We start from the raw sequence: 20,723 nt of genomic DNA on the forward strand, positions 1-20,723 counted from the left end.
AGAGCGTGTGCTTTTTTGTTGTTATAAGTTTTGTTCACTACGAATTTTATTAAGTAATGCCCGACAGCCAACTGAAACAAGACGGTAGGTTTCATCAAAATCACCTGTGTAAAATGGATCAGGAACATCCTTCCTATATTTGGTAAGGTCGAGTAACCTATTGATTTTTGGATGATTGGGCTTGCCTGTTATTCGAATGATATTTTTTATGTTGCTTTCGTCCATACCAATAATATAATCGAACTCCCAAAAGTCTTTTCTCTTTATTTGACGTCCTATAAGCCCATTGGTAGAAATATTGTGTTTCTTTAAAATTTCAAGGGTTCCCTCATGCGGAGGAAATCCAATTTGCCAAGGACTGGTAGCAGCGGAATCGACTGCGATTTTGTTTGTCAGATTTTCCTTTTTGATTAAGTGACGAAACAAGGCTTCAGCCATCGGTGAACGGCATATATTTCCACGGCACACAAATAAAACGTTGATCATGTACTAGAACCTCCAGCCATAATGATTAGAGCTAAATCAGCCCGTATGTACTATTTGCCAGGTTTAGAACCTCTCATCTTGTGTTCTTTTCATAATCACAACATATGTACAAAACTGAAGTATGGAACGGCGCTAGACCTAAACTTAGAGACTGGGCAAGGGCTGGTACTTTAATAAGAAGGTTTGAAAAAAATTACAGTTAGTGCTGCTCTTCAATCCCTCCAAGTAAATTTGTCAAAACTGGATACAATATGTTACAGGATTGTGCTACTAAAACAAATAGCACTTCACTATAAAAACGAAGGAGTCAAATAGATGGTTGATATTAACGAAGGCAAAGGTAACGAAAATGATACTAGGTATGCAGTAGAAACTGGTGATACCATCTCTTCTGCTCTTGATCCATTTGGTTCTAATGTAGGTCCTATTGCTGGCGGAGCGCAAAATAACAAGACGAGGGAAGTTACTAATGATAACGAAAAACAAAGCTCCAAAAATAAGGATTAGAATGAAGTAAAGTCATCTTTTATTCCAATGGACTTCCTCATGGGGGAGTCCATTTAGTTAATTCCTTTTTTATATTAGTGATTAAGATATGCTAAAGACTATATATACCAAATTCCATGTTTGTCCCTTTCAAATAATGCCTGTTTAACATACCTTGTATCAAATCGATTTATATTTGGAGGAGCTTATGTTTAATCTAATTAAAATTGCTAACTTTAAGGTTAACGCGATGACACAAAATTCAAACATCAATTTTGGAGGAACATTACAAAATAGCCATACTGCTAACATGAAATTATATGGTGCTAATTTTTCAATGGGAGATTTTTCACCCTCTTTCTCCATGATAAGAACGGTTACAAAAGATTCCGACATTAGCGATCAAGATCAAATCGAGAATCCATCTTCACCTGACATAAACCAATGAGGACTTAATATTTTGTGGTGGGTAGTTATAGGGGAAAAGAAATGGCTTAAAGAATATTTATCTTTAAGCCATTTTTTTTAAGTGCTTGGTGTTCAATTATAAATCTGCGGTTAGTTCCGCCTTTTTCTTTGCTTTTAAGAATTTAACAATATTGATGACAATCGTTTTGATAACGGCATAGGTTGGAATTGCTAGAATCATTCCCAGCACACCAGCTAGATTTCCTGCTGCAAGTAAAAGAATAATAATCGTCGCCGGATGTGTATCAAGTGTCTTTCCAAGAATAAGAGGGGAAAGGACATTTCCTTCAATTTGCTGTGCAATTACAATTACCAAAACCACTAATAATGCCTTCGTAGGGGAATCAAATAGAGCCACTATAACAGCCGGTGCTCCACCAAGAAAGGGCCCAACATACGGAATAATATTCGTTACAGCAACAATTAATGCCATCACAAGTGCAAACGGTAAGTCAATAATCAAATACCCAATAAAGGATAAGGTGCCGACCGCTAATGCCACCGTTACTTGTCCTTGAATATAGGCTGAAAGTGTTTCACCTGTTTCTTTTAAAATCGTTAGGGCCTCGTCTCTATAAACAGTCGGAAAGAACTTTGCAATTGCATGTGGGAAACGATCTCCATCTTTAAACATATAAAATAAGAGAAACGGGACCGTTACAAGGATAATTGCAATATTGGTTACAACTCCAATAATTTGCGTAATTCCACCTGTAATTCGATGTGGGATAGTATTTGCAAAGGCGATTAATTTTTCTTCAATCGTATTTAAAAGCTCTTGTTGTTCAGTCTGAATCCATTTGAATTCTGAGGACTTTGAGAACTTTTCAAAAAAGTCCATCGCTTGATTTGCATAACCTGGTAAGGCATTTCCAAGAGCTGTAAATTGATTAGAAATAATAGGAACTAAATTTATACCGGCCAATACAAGTAGCCCAAAGAATACAATATAAATAATTAAAATTCCAAGACTCTTCGGCACTTTATGACGATGCAGAAATTTGACGACAGGATTTAATAAAAAGTAGAGAAACCCAGTGATTAAAATAGGAAAAAAAACTGTTGAAAAAAACACTCCGATTGGTTTAAATAAGAATGTGATTTTCGTTGAAACAAAGATAATCGTTAAAATGATTAGGATTTGAATGAGCCAATATTGTAATTTCGTTTTAGACAAATCATGTACCTTCTTTTCTATTATTATAAAAAAAGTATAACAATTCACGAAAAAGAAAACAATTACTTCCTACACAGGGATTATTTTCATGAATTATATGTCTGCTCAAACAATTCTTGTGTAAAATCCTCTGGTTTACCATCAAAAATGATTTCCCCATTTCTTAATGCAATAAGTCTAGTTGCAAACTGTTTAGCAAGGTTTACATCATGCAGATTCATTATGGATAAAAGATTGTGCCGGTTATGTAATTTCTTCAGCAATGAAAAAATTCGCTGCGCTGTTCCTGGATCTAAGCTAGCAACCGGCTCATCCCCAAGAAAGACACGAGGCTTCTGGAGTAAGGCACGAGCGATTCCAACTCGTTGCTTTTGACCACCACTTAAATATTCGATCCGACGGTTTTTAAATTCTAATAGACCAACAACTTCCAATACTCGTATCGCATTTTGTATTTCTTCCTTAGAAAAAATCCCAAGTAAGTTTTTAACTGAATTCCGATATCCGAACATGCCTGTTAACACATTTTGCAACACCGTCAAGCGGGGAATTAGGTTAAAATGTTGAAAAATCATTCCGATTTCCCTACGTATTAGGCGTTGTTGTTCCTTATTTTTGTTTGTAAATAGCTCACCATCCCAAAATACTTCACCACTTGTTGGCTGTTGGAGGCCATTCATACACCGAATCAGCGTTGATTTCCCCGCTCCACTTTTTCCGAGTACACAGACAAATTCCCCCTTATTAAAGGTAAGATTGACAGAGGATAAAGCGGGCTTTTCAGTATTTGGATAGTAGACAGTAACATCCTTTAATCTAATCATTTCAGGTCTCCCATTTAAATCACTTTATTCCGAACATAGCTTCCAAAGGAATCTACAATAATAACAATCAACATAATTAAGAACACATCCAATGACACCGAAGAATACTGAAAGCTTTTAAAATCATTAAAAAGACGCTGCCCAATTCCTCCACCACCAATAAAACCAAGGATGAGGGAGGTCCGAATCGCAACCTCAAACCGATAAAAGTATTGGGACAAGACATTCGGCCAAATTTGTGGAAGAATGCTAAAAAGAGACGCTACCCAATTTTTTGTACCCACTGCTTTCATCGCTTCGTGTGGACCGGATTCTGCTGATTCAATAAGTTCAGAGATTAATTTGCCGAGCACCCCTATATTATGAAAGGTGATCGCTAGAACGGCAGGGAAGGGACCCAGTCCTAAAGCCGTTAATAAAATCAATCCGAACACAATTTCTGGAATGGATCGGATAAAACTCAATAAAATTCGAGTAAGATTGAAAACAAAGGCAGAAGGGGAAGTATTTTTAGCCGCCAGAAAGCTAATCGGTAAAGCAATCATAAGACCAAAAATACTACCCAAAAATCCCATCGCGAGTGTCTCTGCACTATCTCTCAGCATTCGGGGCAATGCAGAATAATTCATGGGAAACCATTGTGAGAGAAAATCAATCATATTACGAAAATCACGAAATTTCGAAAGGTCAAATTCGGTTAACCTCATGCTAACCAATATTGCAGATACTAATAGAACTACAGTTAGTAGAGTAGTTCGTTTAAACCACATGTAAATCAGCTCTATTCATTTATAATTCCTTGTTTAATTGCAGCTTGGCGTATACTTTCATAATCCTCATTTGATGCTTCTGTGAATCCACTTGCTCCAAACGCAGCTAAAATTTCTTCATCTTCAATAGCCAAAAAGGCATCTTTAAGCTTTTGAATAGTCGCGTCATCGGTATCCTTATGGACAGCCCATGGATATTGAAATAATTTTTCAGATTGCCAGATCGTTTTAAATAAAGAGCCATCAATTTTTCCTGAGTCAACAAGTTGATTATAAATCGCACTATCAATAGCACCCGCGCCAACCTGTTGATTTTGAACAGCCAAAGCAGTTGCATCATGTGACCCTGTATAACGGACAGATTTAAATTGATTCACATCCTCAGATTCGAAGACTCCACGGTCCTTAAGTTCAATCGAAGGAATGAGAGAGCCAGATGTTGAATTAATATCACCAAAGGCAAAATCAATATCCTTTGAGTTTGCTACTAAATCATCGATTGAATTCAATGGGCTATCTTTATGAGTGATAATATAGGAATGATAGAAGGGTTCACCATCAATTAATTGAGTAATAATCGCTTTAGCACCACTTTTTTCATGGGCCACAACATAGGTTAATGGACCAAAATAGGCCATATCGATTTTATTATAATTCATCGCCTCAACAACACCGTTATAATCAGGATACACTTCTACAGATACGTCACGGTTTAATTCTTTCGTTAAAATGGTTTGAAGCTTATCCATTGCCGTTTCCATTTCACCAACTGTCTGTACCGGAATAACTCCAATTGTAAAAGCTTCTTCTTTATCATTTTTATTTTCATCATTAGCATTTGACCCACACCCAGTTAAAAGAAGGGTAAAAACTAGGAATAGTACATAAATCGTTTTCTTATTCAACATATACACCTCATTATTCTTTTTGTAGTGGTTATTCTTTCCTAACAACCTAAAAAGGACTCAACATCGAGTCCTTAAATAACTTTAATAACACTAGGGTTTTCGCTTGTTACTTCACCGATGATATGTGCTTCTACATGATTTTCATGTAGTTGTTTCAGCAATTTTTCAGCTTCAATTTCTGGAACAGAAACGAGTAGTCCTCCAGAAGTAATTGCATCACATAAAATAAGTTGATCCAGTTCATCTAGGTTGGAACTATACTCAACTCGATCGGCGAGCCACGCATGATTTTTCTTTGTTCCGCCGGGAACTACCTTTTGTTCAGCAAGCTCTTTTGTTCTAGGTAGAATAGGGACATTTTCATAGTGTATCGTCATCCCAACCTGGCTTCCTTCAGCCATTTCCATTGCATGCCCTAGTAGACCGAACCCTGTTACATCCGTGCAGGCATGGACATTATAACCATCCATTATTTCAGCTGCATTTTTATTTAACGTTGCCATAACCCCTGTTACTTTTTCAATATCTTCTTGATCTAACAGATCTCTTTTAATCGCTGTTGTTAAAATCCCAACACCGATCGGCTTCGTTAAAATAAGTCGGTCACCAGGTTTGGCACCTGCATTTGCACGAATTCGTTTAGGATGGACGGTACCCGTAACCGATAAACCGAATTTCGGCTCTTTGTCATCGATAGAGTGACCACCAACTAAAGATGCTCCAGATTCTCTTACTTTTTCAGCAGCTCCTGCTAGTATGTCTGCTAAGATACTTTTATCCAATGTGTTAATAGGGAAGGCAACGATATTCATAACCGTAATCGGTTTTCCTCCCATTGCATAGACATCACTTAAAGCATTAGCAGCGGCAATCTGTCCAAACATGTATGGATCGTCCACAATTGGGGTGAAAAAATCAAGTGTTTGCACAAGTGCAAGTTCATCATTGATTTTATATACTCCTGCATCATCCGGATTATCAAGACCAACTAATAGGTTTGGATTCGGTGTAGCTTTTGGTAAATGACGCAGAACCTGCGTCAGGTCCTCAGGACCGATTTTGCATCCTCAGCCAGCTTTTGTTGAAAGGGAGGTCAATTTAATGATTTCTTCCTTCTTAGACATCAACATCACTCCTTCCATACTTTCTATTTTGGCACTAGTTTTAGCGCCTCAATTCCAAAACTAATTTTAGCATAAGATTCTTAGGATTAGAAATTAATATGAATTTTTCGTATTCTCCTATTAAATAAAACGAAATTATATTTAAATAATAAATAATTAAGGAATTTTAAAAAAATAATGTTATAAGTTTAATTATGAAAGCGTTTTTAAAGATTCTGAATTGATATAATTGTTGACACTATCTGAAAATAACTATATTATGATAACAATTAATTCAAATGACCATGACCAAAACTTAAATACTAAAAGGATTTTTGCTTTTGGTAAACTAAAAATTCAGAAATGATCACATCAGGGGGATTACACCATGAAACAAGCAACGAAAAAATATTTAATTGATCGTATGTATAAAGCTTCACAGGGGCTAGCAAATGCAGTTTTAGTAACACTTGGAATCGGTCTCCTAATGGAGTCACTTGGAACATTTACTGGTTGGGATGGTTTTACTATCATCGGCGTTTCGGCACAGCTTATGTTAGCTCCAGCTCTTGGAGCAGGGATAGCGTACCAGCTTGGAGGGAATACACTTGTCATATTCAGCGCAATGGCCAGTTCTACGGTGGGAGCAAGCGCCGTTCAACTAACTGAAAATGGCGTTACATTAGTAACAGGACAACCTTTAAGTGCGGTTATGGCTGCAGTTGTCGCTACTTGGGTAGGGAAGCGTGTTGCAGGAAAAACAAAACTTGATATGATGGCAATACCATTTGCTGCTATATTTGTAGGCGGAGTCGCTGGTGTATTTTTATCAATCATTACCACTCCATTACTTGAATGGTTAAGCGCACAAATAGCGACATCTGTTGCTGGTTCTCCTATTATTGGTCCTATGGTTATATCTCTTGTTTGGAGTATTTTTCTCATGTCCCCAGCATCTTCAGCGGCTATTGCGATTGCCTTACAGCTTGATCCTGTTTCCAGTGCTGCTGCCTTAATCGGTTGCACAGTTCAATTTGCTGGATTCACCGCAATGTCGTTTAAACAAAACGACGCTGGGGCTAACATTGCACAATCTTTAATTACACCTAAGGTACAATTTCCGAACTTGGTCAAAAATCCACGGCTTGCGATTCCGCCATTTATCGCTGCGGTGATTTGTGCTCCAATCGCAACTTTGATTTTTGATTTTCAAGTTCCATATAAATTAGCTGGTCTAGGTCTTAATTCATTAATCGCACCTATCAATATATTAGCTGAACAGGGTGCTATTGTTTTATCCATTTACATCGCTGTTGGGATCATCCTTCCAATTATTATAACTCTGGCTATCTACCATGGTTTGAAAGTAATCGGATGGACAAAAGCATCTGACTTAAAAATGGAATTACAATAATACAAAAAACTGGGTGGAAAGGAGACTCCTTATACCACCCAGTTTTTTGTATTATTAAGAATATAGAATATCAATATTGGCGGGACTGTGTGGGAATCGAACCCACCAGAGACGACACGCGCCTCCCTCAGGGTTTTGAAGACCCAGGGGGACACCAGTCACCCAGCCAACCCCATATAGAACAACTCTCATTATATACAGGAAGCTCATTTTATGGCAAATAATAAACAACATGCTTGAATTCGTCTCGTGCTTCCTAGTAAAGTAGAAGGTAGATTATACGAAAAAAGTGAGGAGGGAAAAAGTGGCTGATGTTTATTACACAATCGGAATGGCTGGTCATGTTGACCACGGGAAAACAACGCTGACAAAAGCACTAACTGGTGTAGACACTGACCGACTGAAAGAAGAAAAAGAACGCCATATCTCGATTGAACCTGGCTATGCACCCCTTAAATTAGAAAACGGAATTCATGTATCTATTGTTGATGTACCAGGACATGAACGTTTCATTAGACAAATGATTGCTGGAGTTGCAGGGATCGACCTGGTGTTACTCGTTATAGCTGCTGATGAAGGTGTCATGCCACAATCAAAGGAACACCTCCAAATATTGAAATTTTTAGGGATTAAAAAATGTATGGTCGTTGTTTCGAAAATGGACAGAGTAGAAGAGGAATTGCTTGAACTCGCTGCCGAAGAAATAAAGGAATTACTTAAAGAAACAGATTATAAAGATGCCCCGATTCTTTATGTTGATAGTTTATCAGGAAAAGGACTTTCTGAGCTAAAACAAGCCATTCAATCAGAAATCAATGACCTCGAACAAAGAGATAGCAATGGCTCATTCCGTTTACCGATTGATCAAGCTTTTACCGTCCAAGGACATGGAACTGTTGTGAGAGGGACCGTTTTTGAAGGTGTTGTGACTAAAGACAGTCCACTGACATTATTGCCTTCAGGTAAGAAAATAAAAATTCGGCAAATCCAAGTACATAACCAAGAGACTGAAAAAGCACAAGCAGGACAACGAGTAGCTCTAAACATTACCGGTACGACTAAAGATGAAATAAAACGCGGTGATGTACTTGTCGATTCAGAAAACTTCCATGTGACGAGCACGATTGATATTTCACTTCAGCTCGTTTCGACACTTGCGACCCCACTTAAGCAGCGCTCACCTGTAAAGCTACATGTTGGAACATCTGAGTCTTACGGAAAAATAGTCTTTTTTGACCGAAATGAGTTGAAGGAATCTTCAGAAGAAATCCTTTGCCAGGTTCGGTTAGAAGAAGAAATCGTTGTTCGTCGCGGTGATCGCTTTATATTACGTAGACCGACCCCAGTTGAAACCCTTGGTGGAGGATGGATTATTCAACCACAAGGAGGAAAATATCGTTTTGGTGAAGAAACGATTACTATGCTCAAAAAACAAATGGAAAGCTCACCTACAGAAATCTTGGATGAATTACTTCGTAAGAATCAACAACTATCTAAATCTCAACTCATCCAGCTTTCCTCATTGCAAGAGGATGAGGTAGAAGAGATTGTTTCTAACGCTCTTCTTACGGAAAAATACATCGAGATTACTCAACATGTATATAGTTTAAAAGGCACGATTTCAAGACTTAATGAAGTAATCTTACATAAATTAAAAGATTATCACGAAGAATTTCCATTACGAATAGGTATGAGTAAAGCTGAGCTTCTTCAAGTACTTGGACAAAACAAAAATGTACTCGAGTACTGTATAAATGATCTGATACAAAGCAATGTACTAAAAAAAGACGAACAATATTTAGCTGTATCAAGTTTTAAACCTAGCCTTCCAAACGGACCGATGGAGACTGCTGTTTCATCACTATTAAATGACGGTATCCAACCTAAGAAGTGGGGAGAATATGTAAGACAGGGAAATCTCTCCAATCAAGAGGCGAATGAACTAAAGGTATTTTTACTTAAAACGAGTCAAGCACTCACACTTAACGAGGAAACCTTGATTTACAAAAGCGCTTTTGACAAAGCTATTAACGAGTTAAAAGCAGGAACAGATGCTTCTTTTAGTTTGGCAGAAGCAAAAGAAATTTTATCACTTTCTCGTAAATATCTCATTCCTTTCTTAGAATTATTGGATCAACACCAATACACAAAAAGAGAAGAGGGGAATCGAGTATGGATTAATAATTAGGAGGTTTTCATGATGTACAAGGTATCTATTGAATTTTGCATGCAGTGAAACTACGCACCAAAAGCCGCAGGTCTTGCGGAAAAACTCTTAACTCATTTCAGACAGAAAATTTCAAGCTTAGAACTCATCCCTTCATCGGGTGGAGTATTTGAAGTAACCGTAAATGGGAAGATCGTTTTTTCAAAAAAAGAAATAGGAAGATTCCCACTACCAGAAGAAATCATTTCAACGATGGAATAAGAATAAGATGCCTTTTTACGAGGCATCTTTTTTTCGCTTATACTGCAATACTTCAAAGGGAATACTAATAGGAAAACTCTTTTAATAGGTGAAAAATATGAAAATCCTGTGTATTGATGGGGGCGGAATTCGCGGTGCATACGCGGTTGCCATTTTACGTGCAATAGAAAAAGAATATAATAAACCCATTTCAGATATGTTTGATATGATTGCCGGCACTAGTACCGGTGCGATTGTCGCTGCTTCTGCAATTCTTGAGCTGGACATGGGAGAAGTTCAAGAAAGCTATATCAAATTTGGTGAAAAAATTTTTACAAAACAATCAAGAGTTGGGGTTCTAAAGAGTTTTTACAGCGATCGGTATTTACGTCGCTATATTCAAGATACATTTGGTGAAACAACCTTATTTGATATTAAGAAACCACTGCTAATCCCAACAGTCGATATTACACACGGGAATCCATTTGTCCATCGATCGAATTATGGGAATGCCGAACAGGATGATCACTCCATAAAACTTTGGGATGTCGTTCTTTCTTCTTGTTCAGCGCCCGTCTTTTTCCCACCCAATAATATTGATAATCACTATTTAGCCATAGATGGGGGACTGTGGGCTAATAACCCTTCACTCGTTTGTATAACGGAAGCCCAGCACTTTTTTAAAAAGAACTTAAACGACATTCATATTATGTCAATTGGTACTGGTCTGCAAAAAATTGATTTCTCAATTGAAACGCAAAAAGAGTGGGGTGTAACGAAATGGCTACCATTTCATCTACCTACAATGAGAATGACACCAAAGTTATTGGATCTTGCACTGCACCTATCATCGGAATCAGTAACCTATCATTGTCAGCATTTGCTTGGAGACCACTATTTTCGGATTAATGAAAATCTCGGTCGAGAGGTTCCGTTTGACGCTCCGGAATTTGTTGATTTTTTGATTGAATTAGGGGAGAGATCCTATCAAAAGCATCAGGAAGAAATCGCAGCATTTTTGAGCAAAGATATATCGACTTGATTGACACAGAAATAAATTTATGATATTAAAAAAATGGGTGTTAGCACTCCGAAATCAAGAGTGCTAATCTGACTAAAATAAGAATAATATATTTTTTTGGAAAGGGGAACTATCATGGCGAAAAAGCAGTTTAAAGCAGAATCTAAAAGATTATTAGAAATGATGATCAACTCTATTTATTCGCAACGTGAAGTATTTTTACGTGAGTTAATCTCAAACGCCAGCGATGCTATTGACAAGATCTATTATAAGGCGTTAACGGATGACAGATTACAATTTGATAAGGACAACTATTACATCAAAGTTTTGGCCGATAAAGAAAACAGAACACTTACCATTTCTGATACTGGTATCGGTATGACAAAGGAAGAGCTTGAAACCAACCTTGGAACAATCGCAAAAAGTGGTTCTTTAGCATTTAAAAAGGAAACAGAAATCAAAGATGGATATGATATCATCGGACAATTTGGTGTAGGATTTTATGCCGCTTTTATGGTTGCTGATGTAGTAACCGTTATTAGTAAAGCACTTGGCAGTGAAGAAGCATACAAATGGGAATCCAAAGGTGCTGATGGTTATACCATTGAAACAGTTGAGAAGGATACCGTTGGAACTGACATTATTTTAAAAATTAAAGAAAATACAGAAGATGAATCCTATGAGGAGTTTTTAGAAGAATACCGTTTGAAATCAATTATTAAAAAGTATTCTGATTTCATCCGCTATCCTATTAAAATGGATATTACAACAAGTAAACTTAAAGAAGGTAATGAATCTGAATACGAGCAGGTGACAGAAGAACAAGTCATCAACAGCATGGTTCCAATTTGGAGAAAGAACAAAAGTGAACTAACTGATGAAGACTATGAAAAATTCTATAATGAAAAGCATTATGGATTTGATAAACCATTAAAACATATTCATATAAGTGTTGATGGGACAATTCGCTATAATGCTATTTTATATATTCCTGAAAGTATTCCATTTGATTATTACTCAAAGGAGTATGAAAAAGGGCTAGAGCTATACTCAAACGGTGTTCTAATTATGAACAAATGTGCAGACCTGCTTCCAGATTATTTTAGTTTTGTAAAAGGGTTAGTAGACTCTGAAGATTTATCTCTTAATATTTCACGTGAAATGCTACAGCAAGACCGTCAATTAAAGCTTATTGCGAAAAATATCAATAAGAAAATCAAGAGTGAATTACAGAGCCTGTTAAAGAATGAACGAGAAAAGTACGAAAAGTTCTATGATAGCTTTGGTCGTCAGTTAAAGTTTGGGGTATATAGTGATTATGGAAGCAATAAAGATACCCTCCAGGATTTGTTGCTTTTCTATTCTTCCAAAGAGAAAAAGCTTGTTACCTTAGATGAATATGTTTCAAGAATGCCAGAGGATCAAAAATACATTTATTATGCAACTGGTGATTCTGTAGAACGTATCGATAAACTACCACAAACTGAATTAGTAGCGGATAAGGGATATGAAATCCTATATTTCACTGAGGATATAGATGAGTTTGCCATTAAAATGCTCATGAAGTACAAGGAAAAAGAATTCAAATCTGTATCAAGCAGTGATCTAGGCTTCGAGCCAAATGAAACCGACAAAGCAACGGAAGAAGAACAAAACGAAAATAAAGAGCTTTTTGAGTACATGAAAAATGCATTAGCTGGAAAAGTAACCGATGTGAGAATCTCTAAACGTCTAAAAACCCATCCAGTTTGTCTATCTACCGATGGAGAGATCTCGATCGAAATGGAGAAAATTTTGAACGCAATGCCTGACAACCAGAATATTAAGGCTGATAAAGTATTAGAGATTAACGTACATCATGAGGTGTTCCAATCGTTAAAAACTGCGTTTGAACATGACAAGACAAAGCTTGATTTGTACACTCACTTATTGTACAACCAAGCACTTCTTATCGAAGGTCTACCAATTCAAGATCCGGTTGAATTTACAAATGACATTTGTAAGATTATGGTTTGATTATTGAGGGAAGTAGGGTAGATTGGTTTCGTACCATCACTCAGGATTTTTTCAATGGGTGAGGGTACGATTACGCCGTTTTCATACCATCGCTTTGGCTTCGTTCAAGGCTCGATGGTACGATTATTAGGACTACATACCATCACTTGGGAAAGTTTGCACACTAAAGGTACGATTAGCCTAATTACCAGCCATTTTCGACCTACAAAATATAGAAAAGCAACAGTCTTCGCGAGGCTGTTGCTTTTCTAATTTTATTGATCACTAAATAGAATATTCGCCACATGTAATGCTTCACACGCTGCATCAAGTTTTTCAACAGAATCTGCTTCAATCGTATGTAAGTGTACTCCATTCGTCAACAAGGAGAGGAGGGAGGCATTGGTTTCAGATAATTTTTCAATAAACCGTTTCACTTCGAACCGATTCTTAATCATTAATGAACCTATAATTTCCCCATATACAGGATGCTCGACAATCACATCCTTAACAGTCACGCCATGATCGACCAATATATTAAGCTCATCCGCAGTTTGCTCAGATGTATGTTTCACTGCAATAATTCTTGAAATGATATCTTGTTTTGGATGTTCCTGTAAATATATATACCCCTGACTAGTCGCAACAATGGGTTCATTTTTCGCCTTCAATAACGAGATATCCTGAACGATTACCTGGCGGCTCACATTTGCTCGTTTTGAAAGTTCCTCACCAATGATGGGAGTAGGGCTTTCCTTTAACCATTTGATAATCGAATCTCTTCGTTTTTCCCCTAATAGTTTTTTATCTGTACTCATTTTTTTCACTCCAATTAAAACTGTAAGAGCTTTCGCTTACCATTTATTTTATCAGCAAGTACATTCGGATACAATTCTTAGAACCATAAAAAACAGCCTCATTCAATTGAATAAGGCTGTTTTAATAGATCATACGATTAGATTTTCATAACTCCACCAGTACTTGCATTTGTTACAAGTTTGGAATAGCGAGCTAGGTATCCTTTTTTAACTTTAGGTTCAAAGCCTTTCCATTCAGCTTTACGTCTATCGAATTCTTCGTCTGAAATTTCTAAAGTGATCGAACGATTATTTAAATCAAGCTCAATTATATCGCCATCTTGAACGAAAGCGATTGGTCCGCCTTCAGCAGCTTCTGGTGAGATGTGCCCGATTGAGATACCTCTAGAAGCACCTGAAAATCTTCCATCTGTAATTAAGCCAACCTTGGCACCAAGGCCTCTACCAACGATTTGAGATGTTGGTGCAAGCATTTCTGGCATTCCTGGACCACCTTTAGGTCCTTCATAGCGAATGACAACAACGTCGCCTTCTTTAACTTTACCAACGATGATAGCAGATAGTGCATCTTCTTGAGAATCATAGCAAACTGCTGGGCCTCTATGGTATCCACCAACCTCTGGATCAACCGCACCAACCTTAACGACAGCACCCTCAGGAGCAAGGTTACCAAATAGGATTGCCAATCCTCCTGTTTCAGAATGAGGATTTTCAAGTGGACGAATGACATTGTGATCGGTAATTTCACAGCCTTCTACATTTTCTCGTAAGGTTTTACCTGTAACAGTCAAACAATCTCCATTAATTGCACCTGGCTTTTTGAGTAATTCATTAATGATTGCACTAACGCCACCCGCATTATGAACATCTTCAATATGATGATCGGAGGCAGGGGCGATTTTCGCTAAGTGTGGAACACGAGCTGCGATATCATTAATTCGTTCTAATGAATACTCAATTTCCGCTTCATTTGCTAACGCAAGAGTGTGAAGCACTGTGTTCGTAGAACCACCCATGGCCATGTCTAATGCAAATGCATTATCAATTGTATCAACAGTTACGATATCACGTGGCTTAATATCTTTTTCTATTAAATACATTAACTGTTTCGCTGATTTTTTAACAAATTCTTTTCTTTCTTCAGATACAGCCAGGATTGTACCGTTACCTGGTAGAGCAAGACCAAGTCCTTCTGCTAAACAGTTCATGGAGTTTGCTGTAAACATACCAGAACAAGAACCACATGTAGGACAAGCAAATTGTTCGATTTCTGATAATCTAGCTTCATCAATTTTACCAGATTGATATGCACCCACACCTTCAAATACTGAATTGAGGTTAAGCGGGTTTCCAGCTGCATCACGACCAGCTTTCATCGGCCCACCACTAACAAAGATAGTAGGGATGTTTAGACGCATGGCAGCCATCATCATTCCTGGTGTAATTTTGTCACAGTTTGGAATACAAACCATTCCATCAAACCAGTGTGCAGAAACAACTGTTTCAACTGAGTCAGCAATTATTTCACGGCTTGGTAGGGAATATCTCATTCCGATATGACCCATTGCAATTCCATCATCAACACCAATTGTGTTCATTTCAAATGGAACACCACCTGCCTCACGAATGGCATCCTTTACAATTTTTCCAAACTCTTGTAAATGAACATGACCTGGAACAATATCAATATACGAATTGACAACTGCTATAAAAGGTTTGTTAAAATCTTCATCTTTAACTCCAGCTGCACGAAGCAAACTTCTATGTGGAGCCCGATCAATTCCTGATTTAATCATATTACTACGTAAATCTGACATAAATACTACCTCCAAATCTTTAAGTGAACAAAATCTAAAAATTTAAATTATTACTCATTGTAACACTATTTTTAAGATAATCAATTAATAAATTTTATAGTTTTTATGAGAATTTTAAAAAATATAGATTAAAATCTTATAGATTCTACAAATTTCAACAGTTGACGCATTGATTAAAACAGTATATTCTTCTATAATATAAATAGTTAGTTTAGGAAACAAATTAATTATTTGATGAAGCCATCATCTTTTAAAATTAAATGTTATAATCGCTTTAAAAGATACACAAAATAACATTATGATTTGTTTTCTATCTTTAATACATAAGTAGAAAGGTTTGATTGTAAATGTCTAAGCAACAAATAGGTGTAGTTGGTTTAGCAGTAATGGGTAAAAACTTAGCGTTAAATATAGAGAGCAGAGGATATTCTGTTGCTGTTTTTAACCGTTCATACGAAAAAACAGAAGAGTTCCTTCAAAATGAAGCAGTTGGCAAAAACTTTGTTGGTGCAAAAACAATTGAGGAATTTGTGAATTCCCTAGAAAAACCACGCAAAATCTTATTAATGGTTAAAGCTGGACCAGCAACTGATGCAACAATTGAATCTTTAAAGCCATATCTTGAAGAAAATGATATTCTAATTGATGGTGGTAATACATTCTTCCAAGATACAATTCGCCGTAACAAAGAATTAGAATCTACTGGCATCCACTTCATCGGAACAGGCGTTTCTGGTGGTGAAGAGGGAGCTTTAAAAGGTCCTTCAATCATGCCTGGTGGACAAAAAGAAGCTTACGAGCTTGTTGAACCAATCTTAACAGCAATCTCTGCAAAAGTATCTGGTGATCCATGTTGTACATATATTGGACCAAATGGTGCTGGTCATTACGTGAAAATGGTTCACAATGGTATCGAATATGGCGATATGCAATTAATCTGTGAAGCATACTTCATCCTTAAAAATGTTCTAGGTTTAAGCACAGACGAACTACATGAAGTATTTGCTGAATGGAACAAAGGCGAACTAGATAGTTACTTAATTGAAATCACTGCAGATATTTTCAAGAAAAAAGACGAAGAGACAGGTAAACCACTTGTTGATGTAATCCTTGATACTGCAGGCCAAAAAGGAACTGGTAAATGGACTAGTCAAAACGCTCTTGATTTAGGTGTTCCACTACCAATTATTACTGAATCTGTTTTTGCTCGTTTTATTTCAGCAATGAAGGATGAGCGTGTGAAAGCAAGCCAAGTTCTTTCTGGACCATCTGCAAACGGATTTGATGGAGACAAGCAAGAACTTATTGAAGCAGTACGTAAAGCTCTATACTTAAGCAAAATCATTTCTTATGCTCAAGGTTTCGCACAAATGCGTGTAGCATCTGAAGAATATGATTGGAATTTAAACTATGGCGAGATTGCAATGATTTTCCGTGGCGGATGTATCATTCGTGCTCAATTCCTACAAAAAATCAAAGATGCATATGATCGTGACGGTCAATTAGCAAATCTATTATTAGATCCTTATTTTAAAGAAATTGCAGAAGGTTACCAAGCATCATTACGTAAAGTTATTTCAGTAGCTGTAGAAAAAGGAATTCCTGTTCCATGTTTCTCTAGTGCGATTGCATACTATGATAGCTACCGTACTGAAACATTACCTGCAAACCTTCTTCAAGCACAACGTGATTACTTCGGTGCTCACACATACCAACGCGTTGACAAAGAAGGAATCTTCCATACAAATTGGATGGAATAATAACATTGTTGGGGTTTCAACATTGAAACCCCGGCTTTTGTTTGTAAAAAGCCTCATATTCAGATGTAAGGGATTTCACCTACATCGTTAGGGCTTCATTTTTTAGTGCAAAAAAAGAGACAGCGCTTTAATAAATGCGTAAACTATTTTTAGATGTTAGTTTCAAAAGGAAGGAGTCTAATCATGGGTATACTCCAAGAATTATTAAAGGATATTCCAGTTCCAAAAATGCTCAAAGTCAAACAGCATTTTGATGATTCAAAAATTGAAAATATTGTAGAAGAACTAACAAACAAATTACATCGAGAAGATGTGAAACAAACCATTAAACCAGGCGCGGAAATTGCAATTGCAGTAGGAAGTCGTGGAATCGACGCTTTAGTTGATATTACGAAAACAACTGTTCAATTTATTAAAGACATGGGCGGCAAACCTTTTATCGTACCTAGCATGGGTAGCCATGGTGGTGCAACTGGTGAAGGACAACGTGATGTTTTGAAGCATCTTGGTGTAACAGAAGAAAGTGTTGGCTGCGAAATACGTTCTTCAATGGAAGTTATAAAACTAGGCGAACTTCCAAATGGATTACCTGTTTACATTGATAAATATGCTTCTCAAGCTGACGGAATTGTTGTTATTAATCGTGTAAAACCACATACAGCTTTCCGAGGTTCTGTTGAAAGTGGTATTCAAAAAATGATTAGCATTGGTCTTGGAAAGCAAAAAGGTGCTGAAGCTTGCCATCAATTAGGCTTTAAATATATGGCAGAAAATGTTCCTGCAATGGCTCAAATGATTATGGAAAAGACACCATTTCTATTTGGTGTTGCAACTGTAGAAAACGCGTTTGACAGAGTAGCAAGAATTGAAGTCATGCTTACGAATGAAATCATTGAGAAAGAACCTGAACTTCAAGCGCAAGCAAAACAGTTACTTCCAAAGCTATTCTTTGACCAAATCGACGTTCTTGTCATTGATCAAATAGGTAAAAATATAAGTGGGGACGGAATGGATCCGAATATTACGGGCCGTTATCCAACGCCATATGCACATGGTGGTCCAGATGTGAACAAAATGGTTGTGTTAAATCTAACTCCAGAAACAGAAGGTAATGCGAATGGTGTTGGAACTGCAGATTTTACAACACAACGATTAGTTGACAAAATGGACCTTGAATTCACATATGCAAATGGATTGACTTCAACAGTGGTTGCTCCAACGAAAATTGCAACAACACTTCCAAATGATAAAGAAGCAATCCAAGCAGCCATTAAAACTTGTAATATCCTAGATTTCACAAAGGTAAAAATGGTACGTATCAAAGATACATTACATGTAAGTGAAATCGAAGTTTCGGAAGCCTTATTAGATTACATTAAGCAACATCCAAATATTGAACAGGCATCAGACCTTTACGAATTCGACTTCGATGAAAACGGAAACCTATTTTAATTCATTCAGTTAGGGGGTCAAACCCCCACTGGATCATTATTTTAACTAAATAAGACCTAATTTCATAAAAAAGTGGGGAATAGACATGACTAAATTATTTGACTTAACTGGAAAAACAGCTGTTGCTATTGGCGGAAATAGTGTTCTAGGCTCTTCTATCTGTAAAGGATTCGCTGAACATGGCGCAAAAGTTGCTATCGTTGGACGAAACCTTGAAAAAACAGAAGCAGTTGTAAAAGAAATCGAAGCAGAGGGTGGAGTAGCAAAAGCTTTTACAGCGGACGTTCTTTCTCGTGAATCACTTGAAAATGCTGCAAAAGAAATCGAAGCATGGTCTGGCGGAATTGACATCCTTCTTAACGCACCAGGTATGAATAGCCCAACTCCTTTCTTCGAGCTTGAAATGGATGAGTATGACAAAATCATGGATGTAAACCTTAAAGGTTATGTAGTTGCAACTCAAATTTTCGCGAAGAAAATGATTGACAAAGGACGCAAAGGAAGCATTATCAATATTTCTTCTGTGTCGTCAACTACACCACTATCTAAAGTATTTACATACTCAGTATCAAAAGCTGGTGTAAATAGCATGACTCAGTTCTTGGCAAGAGAATTCGCACCAAATGGAATTCGTGTAAATGCAATTATTCCAGGATTCTTCCCAGCTGAACAAAACCGTAAAATCTTGAGCGAAGAGCGTGTAGCATCTATTATGGGTCACACTCCAATGAATCGTTTCGGTAACCCTGATGAACTAAAAGGAGCAGCTGTATTCTTAGCTTCAGAAAATGCTTCTAGCTTCGTAACTGGTACTTTCATTCGCGTTGATGGCGGATTTGGAAGCATGACCATCTAATAAAATACTTCTGTTACGAAATTTAAATGATATAAATAGAAAGAGAACAATTACAACCGGGAGAGAAGGGGAGAAGACAATGATTGAGGAAAAGTATCAAAAGCTTGTGTCAATTCTCCGCGAGATGGAATCAGTTGTCGTAGCTTTTTCCGGTGGTGTTGACAGTACCTTTTTACTCAAAGTTGCTGTCGACACACTTGGAAAGGACAATGTTTTAGCAGTAACGGCTGATTCAGAAACATATCCTTCAACTGAGCTAAAAGAAGCTCAAGTCCTTGCAAAAAAAATTGGGGCTAACCATCGTGTGATTGAAACTTCCGAGTTATCCATTCCTGGCTATACAGAAAACGATCGAAATCGTTGTTATTTCTGTAAGAGCAGTCTATTTGATCATCTCATTCCAGTTATGGAACGTGAAGGGTATCACAATGTTGTGTATGGAGTCATCGCTGATGATATGAATGAATTCCGTCCAGGCATGAAGGCTGCAAAGGAAAAAGGAATTCGTGGACCATTGCAAGAGGCAAATTTGTTTAAAGATGAAATTAGGGAATTATCCCGTGAATTCGATTTGCCAACTTGGAACAAACCATCATTTGCATGTCTTTCATCACGGATTGCTTATGGTGAAAAAATCACGATTGAAAAATTAACAAAGGTTGAACGAGCAGAAGAATTCTTAAAATCTCTTCAAATTCGTCAGGTTCGTGTTCGTAACCATCAAGACATTGCAAGGATAGAAGTTGAACCTAACGATATGAAAATCGTCTTAGAGAACCATGAAGCCATAACAAAGGAATTAAATGCAATCGGCTATAAATATATAACACTTGATTTAGTAGGTTACAAGAGTGGAAGTATGAATAAAGTACTTTCTTAAGTAGAGAATGCTTTGGAATCTTTCCAAAGCTTTTTCTTTGTCAAGAATAATATGGTAACATAAAGTCACAAACTACTAAGT

Annotated in this window: 19 protein-coding genes and 1 tRNA gene; 11 read left to right on the forward strand and 9 right to left on the reverse strand. The window is 37.1% G+C overall.

Annotation, left to right across the window (positions count from 1 at the left end):
- Positions 1-21: 21 nt before the first annotated feature.
- The gene (locus ABC371_RS17660) at positions 22-486 is read right to left on the reverse strand and encodes a low molecular weight protein-tyrosine-phosphatase (protein WP_412897993.1); all 465 of its coding nucleotides are present in this window, start codon (positions 484-486) and stop codon (positions 22-24) included.
- A 315-nt stretch (positions 487-801) separates the two neighbouring features.
- Here ABC371_RS17660 and ABC371_RS17665 point away from each other — a divergent pair, with 315 nt between their 5' ends.
- Together ABC371_RS17665 and ABC371_RS17670 are read left to right on the forward strand one after the other, a co-directional pair.
- Entirely contained in the window at positions 802-993 is a 192-nt protein-coding gene (locus ABC371_RS17665; protein WP_412897994.1) for a hypothetical protein, read from the forward strand.
- Between the two features lie 187 nt (positions 994-1,180).
- A complete protein-coding gene (locus tag ABC371_RS17670) occupies positions 1,181-1,420 on the forward strand; it encodes a spore germination protein (protein ID WP_412897995.1) in 240 nt (79 codons plus the stop codon).
- 96 nt (positions 1,421-1,516) lie between these two features.
- On the opposite strand, the gene ABC371_RS17675 is transcribed toward ABC371_RS17670, so the two are convergent.
- The 5 genes from ABC371_RS17675 to selD all read right to left on the reverse strand — a co-directional run bounded on the left by ABC371_RS17675 (position 1,517) and on the right by selD (position 6,243).
- Positions 1,517-2,617: an AI-2E family transporter gene (locus ABC371_RS17675; RefSeq protein WP_412897996.1), complete on the reverse strand. Its 1,101-nt coding sequence runs from the start codon at positions 2,615-2,617 to the stop codon at positions 1,517-1,519.
- A gap of 86 nt (positions 2,618-2,703) precedes the next feature.
- Positions 2,704-3,441, reverse strand: coding sequence for a phosphonate ABC transporter ATP-binding protein (phnC, locus tag ABC371_RS17680; protein ID WP_412897997.1), 738 nt, complete (start codon positions 3,439-3,441; stop codon positions 2,704-2,706).
- 14 nt (positions 3,442-3,455) lie between these two features.
- Positions 3,456-4,211, reverse strand: a complete 756-nt coding sequence (gene phnE / locus ABC371_RS17685; protein ID WP_412897998.1) for a phosphonate ABC transporter, permease protein PhnE — start codon at positions 4,209-4,211, stop codon at positions 3,456-3,458.
- 11 nt (positions 4,212-4,222) lie between these two features.
- Positions 4,223-5,119 carry a phosphate/phosphite/phosphonate ABC transporter substrate-binding protein gene (gene phnD, locus ABC371_RS17690; RefSeq protein WP_412897999.1) on the reverse strand — a complete coding sequence of 299 codons (897 nt, stop codon included), beginning with the start codon at positions 5,117-5,119 and terminating at the stop codon, positions 4,223-4,225.
- Positions 5,120-5,190: 71 nt separating this feature from the next.
- Positions 5,191-6,243: a selenide, water dikinase SelD gene (gene selD, locus ABC371_RS17695; protein ID WP_412898000.1), complete on the reverse strand. Its 1,053-nt coding sequence runs from the start codon at positions 6,241-6,243 to the stop codon at positions 5,191-5,193.
- Positions 6,244-6,610: 367 nt separating this feature from the next.
- Between selD and ABC371_RS17700 the strand changes: the two genes are divergently transcribed.
- Positions 6,611-7,636, forward strand: coding sequence for a PTS sugar transporter subunit IIC (locus tag ABC371_RS17700; protein ID WP_412898001.1), 1,026 nt, complete (start codon positions 6,611-6,613; stop codon positions 7,634-7,636).
- Positions 7,637-7,713: 77 nt separating this feature from the next.
- Here ABC371_RS17700 and ABC371_RS17705 read toward each other — a convergent pair.
- Positions 7,714-7,810 (reverse strand) — tRNA-Sec (locus tag ABC371_RS17705).
- A 130-nt stretch (positions 7,811-7,940) separates the two neighbouring features.
- Here ABC371_RS17705 and selB point away from each other — a divergent pair.
- From selB to htpG, 4 genes are all read left to right on the forward strand, one after another.
- Positions 7,941-9,824, forward strand: coding sequence for a selenocysteine-specific translation elongation factor (gene selB, locus ABC371_RS17710; protein ID WP_412898002.1), 1,884 nt, complete (start codon positions 7,941-7,943; stop codon positions 9,822-9,824).
- A 12-nt stretch (positions 9,825-9,836) separates the two neighbouring features.
- The gene (locus ABC371_RS17715; RefSeq protein ID WP_412899384.1) at positions 9,837-10,064 is read left to right on the forward strand and encodes a SelT/SelW/SelH family (seleno)protein; all 228 of its coding nucleotides are present in this window, start codon (positions 9,837-9,839) and stop codon (positions 10,062-10,064) included.
- Between the two features lie 97 nt (positions 10,065-10,161).
- Positions 10,162-11,085, forward strand: coding sequence for a CBASS cGAMP-activated phospholipase (locus ABC371_RS17720; RefSeq protein ID WP_412898003.1), 924 nt, complete (start codon positions 10,162-10,164; stop codon positions 11,083-11,085).
- A 114-nt stretch (positions 11,086-11,199) separates the two neighbouring features.
- Complete coding sequence (htpG, locus tag ABC371_RS17725; protein WP_412898004.1) at positions 11,200-13,080, forward strand: molecular chaperone HtpG; 1,881 nt, start codon at positions 11,200-11,202, stop codon at positions 13,078-13,080.
- A 254-nt stretch (positions 13,081-13,334) separates the two neighbouring features.
- Here the strand turns inward: htpG and ABC371_RS17730 are convergent, their stop codons facing one another.
- Together ABC371_RS17730 and ilvD are read right to left on the reverse strand one after the other, a co-directional pair.
- The gene (locus tag ABC371_RS17730) at positions 13,335-13,877 is read right to left on the reverse strand and encodes a transcription repressor NadR (RefSeq protein WP_412898005.1); all 543 of its coding nucleotides are present in this window, start codon (positions 13,875-13,877) and stop codon (positions 13,335-13,337) included.
- A 137-nt stretch (positions 13,878-14,014) separates the two neighbouring features.
- Complete coding sequence (gene ilvD, locus ABC371_RS17735; RefSeq protein WP_412898006.1) at positions 14,015-15,694, reverse strand: dihydroxy-acid dehydratase; 1,680 nt, start codon at positions 15,692-15,694, stop codon at positions 14,015-14,017.
- A 347-nt stretch (positions 15,695-16,041) separates the two neighbouring features.
- On the opposite strand from ilvD, the gene gndA reads away from it, so the two are divergent.
- The 4 genes from gndA to larE all read left to right on the forward strand — a co-directional run bounded on the left by gndA (position 16,042) and on the right by larE (position 20,642).
- On the forward strand, positions 16,042-17,454 hold the full coding sequence (gene gndA, locus ABC371_RS17740) for an NADP-dependent phosphogluconate dehydrogenase (protein WP_412898007.1): 1,413 nt from the start codon (positions 16,042-16,044) through the stop codon (positions 17,452-17,454).
- 183 nt (positions 17,455-17,637) lie between these two features.
- On the forward strand, positions 17,638-18,906 hold the full coding sequence (locus ABC371_RS17745) for a nickel pincer cofactor-dependent isomerase, group 22 (RefSeq protein WP_412898008.1): 1,269 nt from the start codon (positions 17,638-17,640) through the stop codon (positions 18,904-18,906).
- Between the two features lie 85 nt (positions 18,907-18,991).
- Positions 18,992-19,762: an SDR family oxidoreductase gene (locus ABC371_RS17750; RefSeq protein WP_412898009.1), complete on the forward strand. Its 771-nt coding sequence runs from the start codon at positions 18,992-18,994 to the stop codon at positions 19,760-19,762.
- Between the two features lie 79 nt (positions 19,763-19,841).
- On the forward strand, positions 19,842-20,642 hold the full coding sequence (gene larE, locus ABC371_RS17755) for an ATP-dependent sacrificial sulfur transferase LarE (RefSeq protein WP_412898010.1): 801 nt from the start codon (positions 19,842-19,844) through the stop codon (positions 20,640-20,642).
- The last annotated feature ends 81 nt before the right edge of the window (positions 20,643-20,723 follow it).

It is taken from the genome of Bacillus jepli, assembly GCF_047238305.1.
GTDB lineage: Bacteria > Bacillota > Bacilli > Bacillales > Bacillaceae_L > Ferdinandcohnia.

Bases quoted from the DNA above. Each gene is read 5' to 3' on its own strand.
- ABC371_RS17660 (WP_412897993.1), bottom strand. From the start codon at position 486: ATGATCAACGTTTTATTTGTGTGCCGTGGAAATATATGCCGTTCACCG.
- ABC371_RS17665 (WP_412897994.1), top strand. From the start codon at position 802: ATGGTTGATATTAACGAAGGCAAAGGTAACGAAAATGATACTAGGTAT.
- ABC371_RS17670 (WP_412897995.1), top strand. From the start codon at position 1,181: ATGTTTAATCTAATTAAAATTGCTAACTTTAAGGTTAACGCGATGACA.
- phnC (WP_412897997.1), bottom strand. From the start codon at position 3,441: ATGATTAGATTAAAGGATGTTACTGTCTACTATCCAAATACTGAAAAG.
- phnE (WP_412897998.1), bottom strand. From the start codon at position 4,211: ATGTGGTTTAAACGAACTACTCTACTAACTGTAGTTCTATTAGTATCT.
- phnD (WP_412897999.1), bottom strand. From the start codon at position 5,119: ATGTTGAATAAGAAAACGATTTATGTACTATTCCTAGTTTTTACCCTT.
- ABC371_RS17700 (WP_412898001.1), top strand. From the start codon at position 6,611: ATGAAACAAGCAACGAAAAAATATTTAATTGATCGTATGTATAAAGCT.
- ABC371_RS17720 (WP_412898003.1), top strand. From the start codon at position 10,162: ATGAAAATCCTGTGTATTGATGGGGGCGGAATTCGCGGTGCATACGCG.
- htpG (WP_412898004.1), top strand. From the start codon at position 11,200: ATGGCGAAAAAGCAGTTTAAAGCAGAATCTAAAAGATTATTAGAAATG.
- ABC371_RS17730 (WP_412898005.1), bottom strand. From the start codon at position 13,877: ATGAGTACAGATAAAAAACTATTAGGGGAAAAACGAAGAGATTCGATT.
- ilvD (WP_412898006.1), bottom strand. From the start codon at position 15,694: ATGTCAGATTTACGTAGTAATATGATTAAATCAGGAATTGATCGGGCT.
- gndA (WP_412898007.1), top strand. From the start codon at position 16,042: ATGTCTAAGCAACAAATAGGTGTAGTTGGTTTAGCAGTAATGGGTAAA.
- ABC371_RS17745 (WP_412898008.1), top strand. From the start codon at position 17,638: ATGGGTATACTCCAAGAATTATTAAAGGATATTCCAGTTCCAAAAATG.
- ABC371_RS17750 (WP_412898009.1), top strand. From the start codon at position 18,992: ATGACTAAATTATTTGACTTAACTGGAAAAACAGCTGTTGCTATTGGC.
- larE (WP_412898010.1), top strand. From the start codon at position 19,842: ATGATTGAGGAAAAGTATCAAAAGCTTGTGTCAATTCTCCGCGAGATG.